This window comes from Paraprevotella xylaniphila YIT 11841, assembly GCF_900683745.1.
Classification (GTDB): Bacteria; Bacteroidota; Bacteroidia; order Bacteroidales; family Bacteroidaceae; genus Paraprevotella; species Paraprevotella xylaniphila.
Genome location: NZ_LR215980.1, coordinates 833260 through 851920 on the forward strand (window position 1 = coordinate 833260; position 18661 = coordinate 851920).

The 18661-nt window shown below is 49.4% G+C and carries 17 protein-coding genes and 2 tRNA genes; 6 read left to right on the plus strand and 13 right to left on the minus strand.

Going from position 1 to position 18661, the window contains the following annotated elements; genetic code table 11:
• Positions 1–10: 10 nt before the first annotated feature.
• Genes E0E47_RS03320 through E0E47_RS03335 form a run of 4 tightly spaced genes read right to left on the minus strand, consistent with a single transcriptional unit; the run spans position 11 to position 5542 of the window.
• The gene (locus tag E0E47_RS03320) at positions 11–2629 is read right to left on the minus strand and encodes a glycoside hydrolase family 2 protein (RefSeq protein ID WP_130892882.1); all 2619 of its coding nucleotides are present in this window, start codon (positions 2627–2629) and stop codon (positions 11–13) included.
• Positions 2630–2660: 31 nt separating this feature from the next.
• Positions 2661–3677: a zinc-binding alcohol dehydrogenase family protein gene (locus E0E47_RS03325; protein WP_130892883.1), complete on the minus strand. Its 1017-nt coding sequence runs from the start codon at positions 3675–3677 to the stop codon at positions 2661–2663.
• The gene (locus E0E47_RS03330; RefSeq protein ID WP_130892884.1) at positions 3674–4597 is read right to left on the minus strand and encodes an amidohydrolase family protein; all 924 of its coding nucleotides are present in this window, start codon (positions 4595–4597) and stop codon (positions 3674–3676) included. The genes E0E47_RS03325 and E0E47_RS03330 overlap by 4 nt, the downstream gene beginning before the upstream one ends.
• A gap of 12 nt (positions 4598–4609) precedes the next feature.
• Positions 4610–5542, minus strand: coding sequence for an aldo/keto reductase (locus tag E0E47_RS03335; RefSeq protein WP_130892885.1), 933 nt, complete (start codon positions 5540–5542; stop codon positions 4610–4612).
• A gap of 227 nt (positions 5543–5769) precedes the next feature.
• Between E0E47_RS03335 and E0E47_RS03340 the strand changes: the two genes are divergently transcribed.
• The gene (locus tag E0E47_RS03340; RefSeq protein WP_130892886.1) at positions 5770–6684 is read left to right on the plus strand and encodes an AraC family transcriptional regulator; all 915 of its coding nucleotides are present in this window, start codon (positions 5770–5772) and stop codon (positions 6682–6684) included.
• Positions 6685–6729: 45 nt separating this feature from the next.
• Here the strand turns inward: E0E47_RS03340 and E0E47_RS17210 are convergent.
• A tRNA-Cys gene (locus E0E47_RS17210) sits at positions 6730–6800 on the minus strand.
• A gap of 21 nt (positions 6801–6821) precedes the next feature.
• Positions 6822–6892: transfer RNA gene (locus tag E0E47_RS17215), tRNA-Cys, on the minus strand.
• A gap of 461 nt (positions 6893–7353) precedes the next feature.
• On the opposite strand from E0E47_RS17215, the gene tilS reads away from it, so the two are divergent.
• Positions 7354–8706, plus strand: a complete 1353-nt coding sequence (gene tilS / locus E0E47_RS03350) for a tRNA lysidine(34) synthetase TilS (protein ID WP_130892888.1) — start codon at positions 7354–7356, stop codon at positions 8704–8706.
• A gap of 33 nt (positions 8707–8739) precedes the next feature.
• Positions 8740–9627, plus strand: a complete 888-nt coding sequence (locus E0E47_RS03355; protein ID WP_130892889.1) for a glycosyltransferase family 2 protein — start codon at positions 8740–8742, stop codon at positions 9625–9627.
• A gap of 74 nt (positions 9628–9701) precedes the next feature.
• Here the strand turns inward: E0E47_RS03355 and glyA are convergent, their stop codons facing one another.
• Genes glyA through pyrB form a run of 4 tightly spaced genes read right to left on the minus strand, consistent with a single transcriptional unit; the run spans position 9702 to position 13010 of the window.
• Complete coding sequence (glyA, locus tag E0E47_RS03360) at positions 9702–10982, minus strand: serine hydroxymethyltransferase (protein ID WP_040603118.1); 1281 nt, start codon at positions 10980–10982, stop codon at positions 9702–9704.
• A 26-nt stretch (positions 10983–11008) separates the two neighbouring features.
• Entirely contained in the window at positions 11009–11578 is a 570-nt protein-coding gene (locus E0E47_RS03365; protein WP_130892890.1) for a flavin reductase family protein, read from the minus strand.
• Between the two features lie 11 nt (positions 11579–11589).
• Entirely contained in the window at positions 11590–12045 is a 456-nt protein-coding gene (pyrI, locus tag E0E47_RS03370) for an aspartate carbamoyltransferase regulatory subunit (RefSeq protein WP_008629168.1), read from the minus strand.
• A 17-nt stretch (positions 12046–12062) separates the two neighbouring features.
• On the minus strand, positions 12063–13010 hold the full coding sequence (gene pyrB, locus E0E47_RS03375) for an aspartate carbamoyltransferase (protein ID WP_039865552.1): 948 nt from the start codon (positions 13008–13010) through the stop codon (positions 12063–12065).
• Positions 13011–13188: 178 nt separating this feature from the next.
• On the opposite strand from pyrB, the gene E0E47_RS03380 reads away from it, so the two are divergent.
• Entirely contained in the window at positions 13189–15516 is a 2328-nt protein-coding gene (locus tag E0E47_RS03380; protein WP_008629165.1) for a transglycosylase domain-containing protein, read from the plus strand.
• A complete protein-coding gene (locus E0E47_RS03385) occupies positions 15488–15748 on the plus strand; it encodes a hypothetical protein (protein WP_008629163.1) in 261 nt (86 codons plus the stop codon). The genes E0E47_RS03380 and E0E47_RS03385 overlap by 29 nt, the downstream gene beginning before the upstream one ends.
• A 380-nt stretch (positions 15749–16128) precedes the next feature.
• Here the strand turns inward: E0E47_RS03385 and E0E47_RS03395 are convergent, their stop codons facing one another.
• Genes E0E47_RS03395 through E0E47_RS03405 form a run of 3 tightly spaced genes read right to left on the minus strand, consistent with a single transcriptional unit; the run spans position 16129 to position 17789 of the window.
• Positions 16129–16665, minus strand: a complete 537-nt coding sequence (locus tag E0E47_RS03395; RefSeq protein WP_008629160.1) for a GNAT family N-acetyltransferase — start codon at positions 16663–16665, stop codon at positions 16129–16131.
• The gene (locus E0E47_RS03400; protein WP_172604642.1) at positions 16662–17366 is read right to left on the minus strand and encodes an SIMPL domain-containing protein; all 705 of its coding nucleotides are present in this window, start codon (positions 17364–17366) and stop codon (positions 16662–16664) included. Before E0E47_RS03400 ends, E0E47_RS03395 begins: the two co-directional genes overlap by 4 nt.
• A 48-nt stretch (positions 17367–17414) precedes the next feature.
• Complete coding sequence (locus E0E47_RS03405) at positions 17415–17789, minus strand: 2-amino-4-hydroxy-6-hydroxymethyldihydropteridine diphosphokinase (protein WP_008629157.1); 375 nt, start codon at positions 17787–17789, stop codon at positions 17415–17417.
• 93 nt (positions 17790–17882) lie between these two features.
• On the opposite strand from E0E47_RS03405, the gene kdsB reads away from it, so the two are divergent.
• The gene (gene kdsB, locus E0E47_RS03410) at positions 17883–18641 is read left to right on the plus strand and encodes a 3-deoxy-manno-octulosonate cytidylyltransferase (protein ID WP_008629156.1); all 759 of its coding nucleotides are present in this window, start codon (positions 17883–17885) and stop codon (positions 18639–18641) included.
• The last annotated feature ends 20 nt before the right edge of the window (positions 18642–18661 follow it).

Sequence of the window (18661 nt, forward strand, 5' to 3'; positions counted from 1 at the left end):
TGTATTTCTCTTATTCCAAAACAATCCCTTTCACAATCACTTCCGTCAATGCAGCCTTGTCGTTTTCCAAAAAACGGATACGGACAAAACGGCCGGTAGGGACTTCCTCAGAGAATGACAACAACAGGTTCTGTTCTGTTTGCATATTCTGACTCTTGTCACAGAGTACTTCCCATGTGTTGTTATCATGTGATGCCTCCACTATATAGCGGCGAGCCGCTTCATCGGGGAAATGCAGTTGGATTTCCTTTAATTGCAAGCCCTTTTCCGTATTCACTGTCCAGAAAGGCGATTTATCCTCCGCTGAAGCCTTCCAATAAGTCCGAATATTTCCATCGGAAGCCATGCCGGGAGTATGTTCATTTGCGTTGCTGCTGGTAATAGTAGGATTGTTTCGCCCGAAAGTTTGTATAACCTCCGTCTTCCCCTCACGTACATAACGTTTATAGGGACGTTCTACTATCGGAGTTACTCTTTCTTTATATTCCTCACCACCCTTAAACGTAATCGTAATCCGTGCCGGTTCCAAACCTTCGGACGTGGCTTCTACTATAGTTTTGCCTGCATAGTAGGAACGCATGGCGATAGCGGCTTGCCCATCCATGATGCGGATGTCGCTGTCAGCCTCAAAACGGATGGAACGTCCTGTTGGGAACTCACCCGGACCAGATACAATACGTAATTCCACGTCGGGCGATTGGCTGACCCATTTGCCCGAAACGTCACATACCGTAACCAACAACTGTACATCGTCCGTGCCGTCCGTTTTTGCAATCGTACCACTAGCTTCCAATTTCAGTTTTGCAGCCGCACTGTCTATCGGCCATTCCGGTGGAGCAATACCTGCATATTCATTGCGATACCAGTACCAGTAACGTTTTGGAATGCGGAAATAATCGATGATGCCCAACTTGGCCATCGTGCTTCCGGCTATGCTGCCGTGGTCAAAAGCACACCAACTAACTTGTCCGCTGCGCCAAGGATACCCTTTCCACCCTTCATTCTGCTTTATGCATCCCCACTTCGCGTTATATTCTCCAGGGCGGTCTGACGAGATTTCGGAACCATATTCGGAAACAATGTTGGGAATGCCCGGATTTTGGAAGTCAGGAATAATGGCCCCGTCACCATTATAGCCTGCCACATCTCCGATATGGTCAATGCGTCCTTCCCCGATAGGACGTTGGGCGCCTCCAATGGCTGCTGGACGTGTCGGATCTAACTGATGAACTCGATTTACCATTTTCCGCAACAATCCGCGCATGCCATCCATAGCCTCCGGGGCGGTGAAGAAGGCTTCATTACACACACTCCACGCCACAATGGACGGATGGTTACGGTGAATGCGTATCATCTCCTCTAATTGCAGCAAGGCACTTTCTTCGAATGCAGCCGTATGAGTTTTATCCACCGGATAGGCACTACTACTCCATGAACCGTCCTCTCCATATCCACCTATGCCCCAAAAAGGAGCTTCCGACCAGAACAGAAGACCCAGTTCATCGCAAGCCTGAACAAAAAACGGAGCATGTGGATAATGTGAGCCACGGATAAAGTTAAATCCGGCCTCCTTTACCATCGCCACATCCCGCCGGGCGGCACTTTCCGTCACAGCGTCTCCCCAACCGGCCTGATCTTGATGCACATTGGCACCTTGAATAACCAAGCGATTACCGTTTAGAAAGAAACCTTTGTCGGCTGTCCATTTGAGCCATCGGAAACCAAACGGGGTTTCCATACAGTCCAGTAACTCATCATCTTTATAGAGCGAACTAACCGCTTTGTACAGGATAGGGGTCTGAGGTGTCCACAGTTTAGGTTCCTGAATCGGTTCTGTCTGTTGCATCCACACCTTACACTCGTTAGCGGCCAATCTTCCCGTGGTTTCCGTTACCGCCACTTCTTCTCCCCATTCATTGAGAATACGCGTTTCCAAGCGGTAGGTTCCTGATTCATCGCTGTCATTACACAATTCCGTTTCAATTTTTACCGATGAGCTTTTTCCATCCTGTTCCTCCAACTCCGGAGTGGTTACAAAGGTACCATACCAAGCAATGTGTACGGGAGTTTTTTTCACTAACCGTACATTGCGATAAATACCTCCACTGAATACATGTTCTCCTGCCCGGGGGGCTACATCCGGTTGCCATAAATTATTTACCCGAACCGCTACCATGTTATCACCAACCTTTGCACAATCAGAGATATTTATTGAGAAGCCCGTATATCCTCCCACATGCCTGCCTGCTAATTTCCCGTTAACAAAAACTTCCGCATCTTGGAACACACCGTCAAACTCCAAGAAGAGCTTTTTCGTCAAATCCTTTTCATCCAGTTGCAAATGTTTCCGATACCACCCATACCCCACATAGAAATCTTTTGCCATAAAGTAAGGTATGCTGAAAGAATGAGGAATACCAATGTTTTCCCAACAGCTGTCATCATAATCTACTTGTTCAGCTCCTGTGTAATCGCCTTGGGCGTACTTCCAAGTATTATTGATGTTGGTTGTTTCGCGGGGAGTCTCACTGAGAATTGTACAAGCTGTTTGAAAGCACAGTACATGTACTAGCAAACAAATGATACAAATGGTTCTCATTATATATAATTGAATATTTCTTTTATACATAAATCCAACATTTAGATGAATGTAAATCTTTTTAAAACTTCACCAAGATTCGGAAAACCTTAGACGGTTCATCCGCCCACTGCTGTAATGCTTTCCCGGCTTGTTCAAGGGAGACCTCACGGGTAACGAGCTTGTCCACCGGGCAGCGTCCTTGTTGCAAATAACGGACCACGGCGCGAAAATCTTCCGGTAATGCGTTTCTCGAACCACGTATGTCCAACTCCTTCTGCACGAACAACTTCGTCTGGAAAGAAACATCGCTTTTGGCATATCCGATGTACACTACACGTCCGGTGAAGGATACTTCCTGAACGGCCATGACGTATGTCGGCGCACTGCCCACAGCCTCAATCACTACGTCCGGGCCTAAGCCTCCGGTGTATTCCATCAGCCGGGCATGCACGTCCTCCGTTTTGGAATTGAGAAGGCAGGTAGCCCCCAAGGAACGCGCCACCTCAAGCTTTTCGTCATCCAAATCCACGGCAATCACCTTTGCCCCTCTCAGGGCTGCACGGACAATAGCCCCCAAGCCAATCATGCCGCAGCCGATGACCATGACCGTGTCTATGTCCGTAATTTGAGCACGCGACACGGCATGGAAGCCCACGCTCATGGGTTCCACTAAAGCACAGTCGCGGGCGGAAAGCCCGTCGGCCGTTACGACTTTCTGCCAAGGCACGGCCACGAATTCCGTCATGGTGCCATCCCGTTGTACGCCAAAAGTCTCGTTATGTTCACAAGCATTGACTCGCCCGTTGCGGCAAGCGGCACACTTGCCGCAATTCGTGTAAGGATTGACGGTGACATTCTGTCCCGGGCGCAGAAAGTCGGGGACATCCGTGCCCACAGCTTCTATCGTAGCGCCCACTTCATGGCCGGGGATGACAGGCATCCGTACCATCGGGTTCCGCCCCAAATAGGTGTTGAGGTCTGAGCCGCAGAAACCTACATAACGGATACGTAACAATACTTCGCCCGTCCGGCAGGCAGGCGCTTCTATTTCCTTTAAAGCCGTATGAAGCGGCGATATAATCTGAAATGCTTTCATTCTGACATGTTTTTAATATAAGGTAATACGGGCAAGGCACCGAAGCCGTAGAAAGTTTTTGCATTGCCTCCCAAGAACAGGGATTTTTCCTCATCGCTCAGCTCATTGCTCCTTACAACAAAGTCGTAGGACATGCGATAGGTTATCGCCGTGATGGTGCGCGGATAGTCCGATCCCCACATCAATTTTTCCATCCCGACGAGTCCGGCAGCTTCCCGGATGGCACGCACGGCTCCTTTGAAAGGATAAAACTCATCGTTGAAAAGCCATGTGATGCCACCGGACTCTATGAATACGTTGGGATAACGTGCTAATTTGATTTGTTCCATCCAACCGGGAAAAGTCACCATCCCGAAATGTCCGATGGCAATCTTCAGATCCGGGCATTCCGTAATCACGTCTCTCAACTCCTCCACTTGGGTGTCGCCTTCCAACATGTCTATCGACAGGATGATCCGGTGTCCCTCCATGAGGTGGAACATGGCCATCATTTCGTCGCCGTTCAACGGAATCCTGCCTGTGGACAAAACCAAGCGGTTGGCCGGAACCTTGATGGCCTTGAATCCTTTCCCTATCAGTTCATTGGCCTGCACCAGAAATCCCGGTTTGCGGAACTCGCACAAACCGCATACCAAAAAGCGATTCGGGTAACGGGCCTGTACGTCCATCAGGTAATCGTTCTGTATGCCGTCGATATATTCTTGTGTGACCACGGCGGCACTGACTTGCGCATAGTCCATGTTAGAGAGGAACACTTCAGCCGTGTTTCTTCCGTCCGTCATAAAAGGCGGGAGCATTTGCCGGACTTCTCCCATGAAAAGCGATTTGCCTCCCGAGAGGGTGCGGATGGGCAGCCCGTCGACTTCGGTATCTTGTCTGAGCCATAAATGGGAATGGGCATCAATGATTGTATATTCCATCTCTTTCCGGTTTTATGTGTTTTTCCACGTTACACGTTGTTGGTCTCCGATGATTTCTTTCACTTTGGCTACCAAATTCCAATCTATCGGCTCCTCGATATATTGTATATTCTTGAGCACGTTGTCCGGATTGGCAGAACTGAAAAGGGTGGTACCAATACGAGGATTGCTGACCGAAAACTGAATCGCTAACTTTTCTATAGGATAACCCTGTGACAGACAATAGTCCGAGGCTTTGCGGCAAGCTTCGACCAATGCAGCCGGAGCCGGATGCCATTCCGGTACACCACGCTGCGACAACAATCCCATGGAGAATGGAGATGCGTTGATGACTCCGATTCCTTTTGCCTCGAAGTAATCCAAGAAATCGGCTAACCGGTCGTCGTTTAACGAATAATGGCAAAAATTGAGCACGCTTTCCACTGTCCCCTCCGGCACACGGTCGATGACCCATTTCAGGTTTTCGAGCTGCAGGTCGGTGATTCCTACATGGCCAACGAGTCCTTTCTCCCGTAGTTCCACCAATGTCGGCAAGGTCTCGTTTATTATTTGGGAAAGATCTGCAAACTCTATGTCATGCACATTAATAAGGTCGATGTAGTCCACATGTAGCCGTTCCATGCTTTCAAAAACGCTTTCCCGAGTCCTTTGAGCGGAATAGTCCCAAAGGTTCACCCCATTTGCACCGTAACGTCCGACTTTGGTAGACAAGAGGAACGATTCCCGCTGCAATTCCGTCAGAGCCTCTCCCAATACCGTCTCGGCTTTCGTGTGACCGTAATAAGGCGACACGTCGATGAAGGTCATACCATGTTCTATCGCCGTAAATACGGCACGAATCGCTTCTGCTTCGCTGACAGAGCGAAACACACCTCCCAATGAAGAGGCACCAAAACTCAATACGGGCACTTTCATTCCCGTTTTTCCTAAATATGAATATTTCATAATAGAATCTTTTTTATTGATGTCATTTCTTTCATCATGTTGTTTGCACCATAAATAGCTTATGCAAAAGTAGGTGAAAACATATTGTTCTTATTGGACTTTATAGCCTTTAATAAGAACAATATCGGCTAAATCTTATAGGACAAAACTGTTTTATGATAATTTAACTGTCGGGGGGGGGCAAAATAATGAATATTATTACCATCTTTGAATTCATTTTATACGCCATGGAATTTAACATAGACAATTTTCACCCTTTTGTCCTTAATGTGGGACTGGCCCTGCATAATGCAGATTGGAATTGGAAAAACGTGAGCAGCCCTTTTGCTCGCCTTTATTATGTCATAGAAGGTACGGCCAAAGTCATATTGCCCGACCATACCGTGCAGCTTCGCGAAGGGCACATGTACTTTATTCCCGCATTTACTACGCACAGTTATGAATGCACCTCATCTTTTGCCCATTACTATGCCCACATTTATGAAGACCCTCAGGCCAAAAGCTTGTTCTTGGAAGATTGGATCCTGCCGGAGGAAATCCAGGCCGGTTCCCTTGAACGTTCTATCTTCCAGGAACTATACTCCTTGAATCCGACGATGAAGTTGAGCAAATCCGATCCCACTACTTATGACAACAGTTCCACATTGGCATCCAACTTATTAAAGAACAAACAGAGGCCGCTTTATAACAAAATGATTTCGCGCGGTATTGTCTACCAATTGCTTGCCCCCTTTTTCAGGACGGCTCATATTAAATCCGTGGTGACGGACGACCGGATAAGAAAAGCCATCACCTATATCCGCAATCACATTTCGGACGACCTCTGCATCGACAAAGTGGCAGAAACATTATGTGTATCTAAAAACTACTTTATCCGTATCTTCAAAAAGGAAACGGGAACGACTCCTGCCAATTTCATCATTCAACGCAAAATAGAAAAAGCTCAGTTATTGCTTGTCACGAACGACCTTCCGGTAAAACAAACTTCCTATCTGGTCGGTTTCGAGGACTTCTCTTATTTCAACAGGGTTTTCAAGAAGATTACCGGCATGACACCTAACGAATACCGCAGGGAAGCCAAATCGCAATCGGCAACTGACGGAAAATACAAACCCCATGAAAAGAACCCGAATTTGGAATAGGGAATACAAAAATCCGTTTCTACTTGAAACGGCTTTCTTGTCAAGAGGTTCCCAGCAGATTCGAACTGCTGTGGACGGTTTTGCAGACCGCTACCTAACCACTCGGTCAGGGAACCAACATCTTCGCATCTCGGAAGAGGTTCCCAGCAGATTCGAACTGCTGTGGACGGTTTTGCAGACCGCTACCTAACCACTCGGTCAGGGAACCATTTCCGTTTTGCGTTGCAAAGGTACAACTTTTTTTGAAAACCGCAATTATTTATGCGCATTTTCCTCTTTTTTGGTGCAGTTTCTCCGTTTTTCTTTCCTTGTAGGGCGTTTCAACCCCCTCAATTTACAGTCTGCCGTACAACTTGCACATGCCGACGAGTCTTCCGGATGACGTATGAACCGGTAAACGCGCCTTCCCACCCAACAGAAAGCCACCACGATAATGAAATAAGCTATATATTCATGCCACATAAGTCGAACCATATAAAATGTATCGGACAAAAATAATGTAAAAACGGATAACGGAATAAGCCGTGGGGAACAAATTCCGTCTTTTTACCTTATATTATGAAAAAGAGAACAGGGAACGACAGAATAAAATACTTCTATCGCTAATTTTTGAGGCTTATTTGTTATCTTTGCATACTCCTGCAACGGGTTTGTTTTAGACAAGAGGATATGGTGAAGGAAGAATTTTTTTATGACAGTGTCATGTCGTGTATCCGGGAGCACCAGTTGGTTGGACCGGATGACAAGATACTTGTGGCCTTGAGTGGAGGAGCCGATTCCGTGGCTTTGCTATTGGTGCTGCAACAGGCCGGTTTCCATTGCGAAGCCGTGCACTGTAATTTTCATCTGCGCGGGGAGGAGTCCGACCGTGATGAGAAATTCGTGCGCGATTTATGCCGTTCACGGTCCATACGTTTGCATACGAAAGATTTCGACACGGCGGCGTACGCCCGTCAAAAAGGTATCAGCATAGAAATGGCCGCACGTGAATTGCGTTATGGATATTTTGAAGAGCTTCGTGCAGATTGGCGGTTTGATAAAATTGCTGTGGCACACCATCGTGACGACAACGTGGAAACACTGTTGTTGCATCTGGTCCGCGGCACGGGGCTGAAAGGCTTGACGGGCATGCGCTACCATAACGGTTATGTCATACGCCCGATGTTGGACACGAACCGGAAAGAAATCGAACGATATTTGGCCGGGAAAGGACAGCCTTACGTCACGGACAGCACGAACTTGGAAACGGAAGCCGTCCGTAACAAAATCCGTCTGGAGTTCTTGCCGATGCTGAAAACCGTGAACCCGTCCATCCTCGACACCTTACAAGGCACGATACGCCATCTGGAAGATGCCTATACCTTATATAATATGGCCGTAGAGGATTTGAAGGCGCGTATATGCCGGAATGACCGTATCGACATACAAGCCTTGAAGGCTGTTCCTGCCGCGCGCACCGTGCTCTTTGAACTGCTGTCCGCGTACGGTTTCAACAGCGTGCAGGCGGAAGAGATTTTCGACCACTTGGATGGTTGTTCCGGAAAAGTTTATGAAAGCCATGAATGGCGGTTGCTTCGGGACCGAAAAACGCTTGTGCTTAGCCGTAAAGACGAACAATACAAGTGTTTGTGCCATGTCCTTCCATTGGAAGGATGTGTGAAAGTAACACAAGACCTTACCTTCCTCATTCGCAGGGTGCATTATGACCGGCATTTTACGATACCTCGAAGCAAGGATACGGTGTGCCTGGACCTGGACAAAATAGAATATCCCATAACGGTAAGGCTCGTGCAAGAAGGGGACCGTTTTGTCCCTTTCGGCATGACGGGGCAGAAATTGGTAAGCGACTACCTGACAAACTGCCAGAAAAACCTGTTTGAAAAAGAAAGGCAGTTAGTCGTATGTAGCGGAGAGCACATCGCTTGGTTGGTCAACGAACGGAGCGACAACCGTTTCCGGATAGATGACAAGACGAACCATGTACTCATCATACAATGCCAAAGACCCCCGCAGGCCTCATAAAGTTTTGAAAACCGAAATACCATAAAACAGAATATGCTTTCCATTTTGATTCCGACGTATAACTACGTGTGCGTTAAATTGGTGACCGACCTGCAACAACAGGCTGAAAGACTGGAATGCCCTTACGAAATATTAGTGGCTGACGATGCTTCGGAGGAAGCCTTTAAGCGTGAAAACCGTAAAATCAACGGCATTCCCGGCTGTAAATATATCGAATTACAAGAAAACGTGGGTCGTTCGCGTATCCGCAATATCTTGGGGCACCTCGCCCGATATGACTACCTTATTTTTATGGATTGTGATGCGTCGGTGGTCGGTAGCGACTTCCTGTCCCGGTACATGGCTGTGCGTAATGCGGCTGAAGTCGTTTACGGAGGCTTGGTGCATCCGGAACAGCTTCCGTCACCAGAGGTTTCTTTGGCGTATCTTTACGAAAAAAACGCCGAACCTCACTTCATTGCCGAAAAACGGGCTTTGCACCCCTACAAAGTCTTCCGCACGTTTAATTTCATGATTCTCCGCGAAACGTTCCTCAAACATCCTTTTGATGAAACCATCACGCACTACGGGCATGAAGACACTTTATTCGGATTGGCATTAAAAAAAGAAGGCATCAAAATCCTGCATATCGACAATCCTTTGATGAACTGTGGCTTAGATACGAACCTCAACGTGTTGCGAAAGACGGAGGAGTCATTACGGACGCTCTATGTGCACCGCAAGAAGTTGGAGGGGGCTTCGGAGATGCTGCGCCTGTACGGCATTCTCCAACGATTGCATCTTGTTTCTTTTGTATTCCTGTTGTTTCGCCTGTGCGAACCGATGTTACGACGGAACTTGTATGGCAGGCATCCCAACCTGTATTTCTTTGCCTTTTATAAAATAGGCTATTATTGCAACTTTGCTAAGGGAGGGAAATAAAAAAAGAACCGGACTCCATAAGGGTTACAGGAGTCCGGTTCTTTTTCAGTCTTATTCCCGACAATTCGTATTTCTTAATAAGCAAACAAAGGATAACCTGCCATCACTTCGTTCACCTGCTTGCGCACATCGGCAATGACATTCTCATCTTCCGGCGCATTCAATACCTTTTCTATCAACTCGGCAACCAGTACCATCAAATCTTCTTTTGCCCCACGTGTCGTAATGGCCGGCGTACCTAAACGGATGCCGGAAGTCTGGAACGCACTGCGGCTGTCAAACGGCACCATGTTCTTGTTCACCGTAATGTCGGCTGCTACCAAGGCTTTTTCGGCCACCTTGCCCGTCAAGTCGGGATATTTGCTACGCAAGTCCACCAACATGGAGTGGTTGTCTGTTCCGCCACTTACGATGTCGAAACCGCGTTTCATCAGTTCATCGGCCAAAACCTTGGCATTCTTCTGTACCTGTTTGGCCCATTCCTTGAATTCGGGTTGCAACGCCTCGTTGAAAGCCACGGCCTTGGCGGCAATCACATGCTCCAGCGGCCCCCCCTGGATACCGGGGAAAACGGCACTGTTGAGCAGTTGGCTCATTTTCTTCACCTCGCCTTTCGGGGTCTTCAATCCCCAAGGGTTGTCGAAGTCTTTACCCATCAGGATGATACCCCCGCGCGGACCTCTTAATGTCTTGTGGGTGGTAGAAGTCACGATATGGGCATACTTTACCGGATTCTCCAACAGTCCGGCTGCAATCAAACCGGCCGGATGTGCCATGTCTACCATGAATATGGCACCAACCTTGTCGGCAATCTCACGCATGCGGGCATAATCCCACTCGCGGCTGTAAGCCGAACCGCCGCCGATAATCATTTTCGGGCGATGTTCAAGAGCCAGTTTCTCCATCTCGTCGTAATCCACACGGCCGGTTTCCTTGTTGAGGTTGTAACCGATGGCATGGTAGAGGATACCGGAAGTATTCACAGCCGAACCATGGGACAAATGGCCTCCGTGGTCCAGATTCAAGCCCATGAAGGTGTCACCCGGCTTCAGGCATGCCAAAAATACCGCAGCATTGGCCTGCGCTCCCGAGTGGGGCTGCACATTGGCGTACTCGGCACCGAACAGTTTGCATACCCGTTCGATGGCCAAGCTCTCCACTTCGTCCACCACCTGGCAGCCTCCGTAGTACCTCTTTCCCGGATATCCCTCGGCGTACTTGTTCGTCAGCCAGGAACCCATGGCTTTCATCACTTCGTCGCTCACGAAATTCTCCGATGCGATGAGTTCGATTCCTTTGAGCTGCCGTTGGTGCTCTTTTTCAATCAAATCAAATACTGTTGTGTCTGTTTTCATTTTTATTGACTTTAAATAATTGGATTTCATTCTTTCTTTTTCTCCACGCTCCAACCGAATTTACCGATTTTCCTGCCCAAGCCATAGTAAGCCCCGTGGAGGTAAACCAAAGGGTGACTGGCGTCCAGGCTCCATTTCCCGCTCTGCTCGTCCAAATAACGCTCATCGGCTTTCACATTCAGTACTTCCGCGATGAACATGTCATGCGACCCTAAAGATACAATCTCTTTCACACGGCACTCTATGTTCAGCGGCGATTCCTCCACGATGGGGGCTGCCACCATGCGGGCCTTTCCCGGAGTGAGCTTCATTTCCTCGAATTTACGGTAATCGCGCCCCGAACGCACGCCGCACCAATCCGTGGCGTACGCCATGTCTTCGGTAGTCAGGTTGAGGACAAACTCCATGCTTTGCTTGATAAGCGCGTAAGAATGCCGTTCCGGTCGTACGGAGATGTAGCACATGGCCGGATTGGTGCAAATGGTTCCTGCCCACGCCACGGTGAACAAATTATAATCCTCCGGCGTGCTGCCACAACTGACCAACAAGGCGGGCAGGGGATAAATCATAGTTCCGGGTTTCCAGTCTTGCTTCATAGCCCAAAGGGTTACACCAGTTTAACGTGGTCCAAATCCACCTCTTTATTACAATAATGGCAACGAAGCACACCTTCCTTGCCCGGTACGGCATGAAAATATGTTTTCATAGGTTCGTTGTTCGTAATGCACTTGGGATTGGCACACTTCACGATACCTTTCAGTTCTTCGGGCAAAACGACTTCCTTTTTCTCCACGACCTCATAGTCCTTTATAATACATAAGGTCACGTTCGGGCTCACCACGGCCAACTGGTTCAGTTCTTCGTCCGAGAAAAACTTGCCCGCAATTTTGATGATGCTCTTATGTCCCATTTTCTTGCTCTTCAAGTTGTAGCCCACAGTAATGGAAGTCTTCATCTGTTCGAGGTGGAGCAAGTTGACCACCTCAAAGAGCTTGCTGGATGGAATATGGTCTATCACCGTACCGCTTTCAAGCGCGGCCACCAAAAGTTCTTGTCTCTTCATTGTATGCTTACGGTATTTTAGTCAATAATCGTCCGGTCGTTCATCACATCGTCCAAGGTCAGCCCCAAGGCGTCGCATATCAAAGCCTGCCGCGCAAACAGGCCGTTGTGGGCCTGCTCGAAATAATAAGCGTGCGGGTCATCGTCGATGGCGTACTCGATTTCGTTCACGCGGGGGAGCGGATGCAAGATACGCATATTGTCCTTGGCTTTCTTCAACATGGAAAGTTTGAGCAGATAGAGGTCCTTCACCCGTTCATACTCCATCAGGTCGGTAAACCGCTCCTTTTGTACACGGGTCATGTAGAGAATGTCCGCCCCGGCAATGGTATCGGCGGTAAAGTCCGTGTGTTCCACATATTTTATATGATGAATGTCGCAATACTGCTTGTACACGTCCGGCATCTTCAGCTCTTCGGGGGCAATGAAATGAAACGTAGGGTTGAAATGACGCATGGCCATCAGCAAAGAGTGTACAGTGCGTCCGTATTTCAAATCACCAACCATATAAATTTGCAAGTTGTCAAGCGTGCCTTGCGTCTTATAAATGGAATAAAGGTCCAACATGGTCTGCGAAGGATGTTGGTTGGCCCCGTCGCCCGCATTGATAATGGGCACCGGAGACACCTCGGAAGCATAACGGGCCGCCCCCTCCAGATAATGCCGCATGACAATCAAATCGGCATAATTGCTTACCATCATGATGGTGTCTTTCAGGGTTTCGCCCTTGGTGGAACTGGTCACTTTCGGGTCGGTAAACCCTATGACGCGCGCTCCCAAACGGTTAGCTGCCGTTTCAAAACTCAACCGTGTCCTCGTAGACGGTTCAAAAAACAAAGTAGCCACGACTTTACCCTCCAACAGCTTGCGGTTGGTATGTTTCTCAAATTCTCCGGCCATTCTGAGCAGATACATGATCTTTTCCTTGGAATGGTCTGCAATAGTCACCAAACTCCTGTTTTCCATTTCGGATTTCTTTTTGCTTATATATAGAATTTCTTCAGCTTTCAAAGTTACATAAAAAAAGTGGAACGAGAGAGGAGTGCGCATCATTTCGTTAACTTTTCCACAAATAAACAGCCTATTATAAAGTTTATTTGTAATTTTGCACTTTGCCACTTTGATAAATGAAAGAAAAAGATTTATGAGGAAGAAGTTTGTAATCACTTTGTGGGTGATTTTGTTTCTTTGCGTCAGTGCAGTTTCCTTGGCTTTTTACGCCATCTGGCACGGATGGATTGGATACATGCCGAACTTATATCAATTAGAAAACCCCGTCAACAAATACGCGTCACAGGCCGTTTCGGCCGACGGCAAACTTCTGGGTACCTGGTCGTACAGCCGGGCCAACCGTATTTTCGTGGGCTTCGACGACCTTTCCCCTTGGTTGGTCAAGGCGTTGGTGGCCACGGAAGACGAGCGCTTTTATGATCATTCGGGCATCGACTACCGTGCTTTGGCGCGGGCCGTGGTAAAGCGTGGTATCCTTGGGCAAAGCAATGCCGGGGGAGGAAGTACCATTACGCAGCAACTGGCCAAACAACTTTATAGCGACGTGGCGCAGAGCACGATGGAGCGTGCCTTGCAGAAACCCATAGAGTGGGTGATTGCAGTCAAGTTGGAACGGTACTATACCAAGGAGGAAATCATCACCATGTACCTCAACTATTTCGACTTCCTGCATAATGCCGTGGGCATCAAGACGGCATCCCGCACATACTTCAACAAAGAACCGCAGAACCTTTCGGTATGTGAGGCGGCGACGCTTATCGGCATGTGCAAAAACCCGTCTTATTTCAATCCGGTGCGGAAACCGGAACGTTGCCGTGAGCGGCGCAACGTGGTACTGGACCAGATGGTCAAGGCCGGTTATTTGAGCAAGGCAGATGCCGAGCTGCACAAGTTGGAACCCATCGGGCTGCGTTTCCACCGCGTGGACCACAAAGAAGGACTGGCCACTTACCTGCGCGAACGGCTGCGCACGATGTTGATGGCCAAAGAACCCGACCGAAGCGATTATGCTTCATGGCAAGACCAAAAGTATTATGAGGATTCGTTGGCATGGGAAACCGACCCTTTATACGGGTGGTGCAACAAGAACCGGAAAAAGGACGGTACGCCTTATAACCTATATACGGACGGCCTGAAAATCTACACCACCATCGACTCACGCATGCAACAATATGCGGAAGAAAGCGTGGAAGAGCATGTGGCCGGTTACCTGCAGCCCATCTTCGACAAAGAAAAACGTCACCAGACGACACGTCCGTTCTCCAACCAACTTTCTACTAAGGAGGTGGAAAAAATCATGCGCCGTTCGATGGAACAAAGCGAGCGCTATATCACCATGAAGAAAAACGGAGCTAGCGAAGAAGACATCAAAAAGTCGTTCAACACGCCACAAGAAATGACCGTTTTCTCTTACCACGGCGAAGTGGATACCATCATGACACCAATGGATTCCATCCGCTATTACAAAAGTTTCCTGCGTGCAGGATTCATGTGCATGGACACCCGCACGGGATACGTGAAAGCCTACGTGGGCGGACCGGATTACCGCTATTTCCAATACGACATGGCCGGAGTGGGCCGACGCCAGGTCGGGTCTACCGTCAAACCATTCCTCTATACGCTAGCCATGGAAAACGGCATGTCGCCCTGCGACCTTGCGCCGAACGTGCAACAGACGTATATCGTGGCCGGAAAGCCTTGGACTCCCCGCAACGGTAGCCGCTCCCGATACGGGGAAATGGTTACGTTGAAATGGGGACTGGCCCAGTCTAACAACTGGATTTCTGCCTACCTGATGAGCCGCCTCAGTCCGTCGGCTTTGGTACGGCTGATTCACGAGTTCGGCGTGCTCAACCGCGACATCCATCCTTCCATGTCGCTGTGCCTCGGTCCTTGTGAAATCTCCGTGGCAGAGATGGTCAGTTCATATACCGCCTTTGCCAACCGCGGCATCCGCACGGCTCCCCTTTTCGTGTCGCGGATAGAAGACAACGAAGGGAATGTGGTAGGGGAGTTCCAACCCCGCATGACGGAAGTCATCAGCGAGGAAAGCGCTTATAAAATGATTATCATGCTGCAAGGCGTAATGAACGGAGGTACGGGCGGACGCATGCGTTTCCGTTACCATGTCAACGCAGACATGGGAGGCAAGACGGGAACCACCAACCGGAACTCCGACGGTTGGTTCGTATGCTTCACGCCATCGCTTTCCGCCGGTTGTTGGGTGGGCGGCGAAGACCGCGACATCCATTTCAACAGCATGACGTACGGGCAGGGAGCCTCTTCGGCTTTGCCCGTCTGCGCCTATTTCTTCCAAAAGGTATATAAAGACAAAGACTTGGGATATTCCCCCGACGAGAAGTTCAGCATTCCCGAAGGGTTCGACCCTTGCCAGGACACCATCCTGACAGAAGAGGCACCGGTGGAGGAATATGGCGGCATCGACGAGGTTTTTGAATAAGCCATGGCATGCGGACAAAGTGTCACCAAAAACCTTAAAAAAGAAGCATAAAGTCATTCCTAAAGACGCAAATCATGAAGACGGCCCCGAAGGCGAAGCATGGAAAAAAGCTTCCCTTTCGGGGCCGTCCGATTATGATGCCGTTGTCAGAGAGGCGACAACCGGAGTTTTTTTCGTTTTTTCGTGGCAAGAATCAAATCATTCTGCGCCAAACGGAAAATCGTTCGGCTGAAAGCGATTTTTCACTTGGCGCAGATTGGAAAACGCACGTCCGAATATCAAAGCGAAGACCTGCTCCACGGCCTTTTTTACCGGCTTTTCCTGCGCATGGCGAATTTATTAGCTCTTATTCGTCCGACAAGGGCACCGCGACATCCTGTACCCGGAAAGTCCCAACCAACTTACGCGGAACGGCTCACCATACGGCAGGGCGCACCGCCGGACCCACCCAAATGACAGGCACTACCGCGTTTGTCCTTTCTTTTTGAATCTGGCGAAAGCCGCGAGAATCGCTTAAAATCTTCGGAGGCTTGCCCTGCTCCCATACACGCGATTCTCACGGGTTCGGATTTGACATTCTGACAATATGACAAAATGAATGGCAGTCCCCCTTCACTCCATAAACGCTTCCGGATAGCATACCATACCCTGTGTGCCGCGCAACCCTCCGGCCACCAACTCGGCGGCCATACAACATTCCGCCGGGACATCAAAAGGAAATGCTATTCCATAGTCCGAAGCTTTCCTGTATCCGAAACGGGGATAAAACCCTTCATGCCCCAACACGACGGCCGACTTGTAGCCCAACCGGGCGGCCCGTGCATGCAGTTCCCGAATCAAGGCACTGCCTATGCCCATGGATTGCCTGTCCGGCCGTACGGCTACGGGAGCCAGCGCCAAGGATTCCGCCTCCAGTTTTCCCGAACGAATCGACACACGGGTCATCAGGCCGTAGCCGACCACGCCGCCGTCCCCGTCGGCCACCAAAGAAAGTTCCGGAACAAATGCGGGGGAATGCCGAAGCCGCCCCACCAGAAACTGTTCGCGATGGTCGCTCTCCTCCATGTCCCGGAAGGCTTCTTCCACCAACTTGAAAACTTGCGGATAGTCTTTCTCCGTCTCTTGCCTGATTTCGTAGTCCGTTTTCATTTGTCTAAAATTTCAAAACGAACCGACATGGAATAATGGTTCTTAATCGTTCGAAAACCATCGAAGGAAGCCGCGTCGGAAGAACTTACGTTGCTTTGTGCCGTGAACATGGGAGAAAGGCCGTTGTTTCCATTTTCAATGATGCGTTCCACTCCTCCAAGTTTTTGGCCCAATGCCTCAACCAAATAAGCGGCTTTCTTCCGGGCGGCCATCAAGGCGGCTATTTTCCCTTTTTGATGGTAAAGCTGCATGTCTTTGTTCTTCAACTCACCGATGCGCATCGTATGGATGCCTTTGGTGTCCACATGCCGGACAATGCGGTCGATTTGCTTGAAGTCGGTCAGCGTGAGGTCAAACCGCTTGGAAACGAGGAACTCCCGTCCGCTCTCGCGCCAATAGTCACCGATTTCCTGTGTGCGCACGGCTTCGTCCGGGACACCGGCTTCCCGGAGTGTTTTCCGCACCCCTTCCTCTATCCGGGCCAAGGGTACCTTCGTACGGTAATCTTCCTCTTTGGATTTGCCGTCGAATTCTTCGGCAAAATATTCCTTGATTTCGATGATGTAATGTATCTCATCCGGTACGATTTCCACCTCGGAAGTACCGGTCACTTCAATGTAACGCCCTTCGTCAGTAACGGCCTGCACCACGCCCCATGCCCAACCGGCCAGGAGCAGCATGAATAAAAGTCTTGTTCTCATACGCTTTTTTGTTTTTATGATTTGAAATATACGTAGGCATTCCGTCCTTCAGGAAAAGGCCAGTTCCGCTACCCCCTCGCGGACATAACCCCGCTGCCAGTCCTCCGGTTTGAGTAATTCCCCGTCGTAACACAGCAGGTCGATGTCTATTTTCACGATGCCTCGCGACTTATCCTCCGGTGTACGCCCGTGGTCACGTTCTATCTTTTTCAGGCATTCGCGGACTTGCGATGCCGTGAGCGGAGTAGTAAAACAAGCCACCTGATTGTAAAACATGCGGGGCGAATCGAAGGCCACAGGGGCAGTCCGCACCAAGCGACTGAACACGATGCCGGGAAACGACATGCGCAAGTCGGACTGCGCTGCCAAAAGCCGTGCCGCCGTGCATTCATTGCTGCCCAATCCTATGAAACATTTCTTCATCCGTTCTTTTTATCCACAAAAATAGGGAGTTTTACCCTCCCTTACAAAATCTTTTTGTATTTTTGTATGGTATACTTTATTAATAGCTAAAAAATGAATTACATAGGGATTATTCCGGCACGATATGCTTCCACGAGATTTCCGGGCAAGCCTTTGGCCATGTTGGGCGGCAAGACTGTCATCCAACGGGTGTACGAGCAAGTGTCCGGCGCGGTGGACGATGTGCTCGTGGCCACCGACGACGAACGGATTCTCAAGGCTGTAGAAGGATTCGGCGGCAAGGCCGTCATGACCCGCGCAGACCACAAGAGCGGCACGGACCGCTGCTATGAGGCTTACGTATCGCAGGGCAAACCATACGACGTGGTCGTCAACATCCAGGGCGACGAACCTTTCATCCAACCGCAGCAGTTGGATGCCATAAAGGCTTGTTTTGAAGACCCGCAAACGGAAATCGCCACCTTAGTGAAACCTTTCACGTCGGCTGACGGTTGGGGCGCCTTGGAAAACGTCAACTCGCCCAAAGTGGTGGTCAACCGCCGGATGCAGGCCCTTTATTTCAGCCGTTCCATCATTCCTTACCAACGCAACAAGGATAAAACGGAGTGGCTGAAGGGGCATGTGTATTACAAGCATATCGGCTTGTATGCTTACAAGGCCGATGTGTTGAAAGAACTCACCTCCCTGCCGCAATCACCGTTGGAGTTGGCCGAATCGTTGGAACAATTACGGTGGTTGGAAAACGGTTACACCATCAAGGTGGGCACCAGTGAAATAGAAACCATCGGCATCGACACGCCGGCCGACCTCGAAGCGGCCGAAGCTTTCCTGAAGAACAGGAGCAAACGATAACACATTCAAATATATACAAT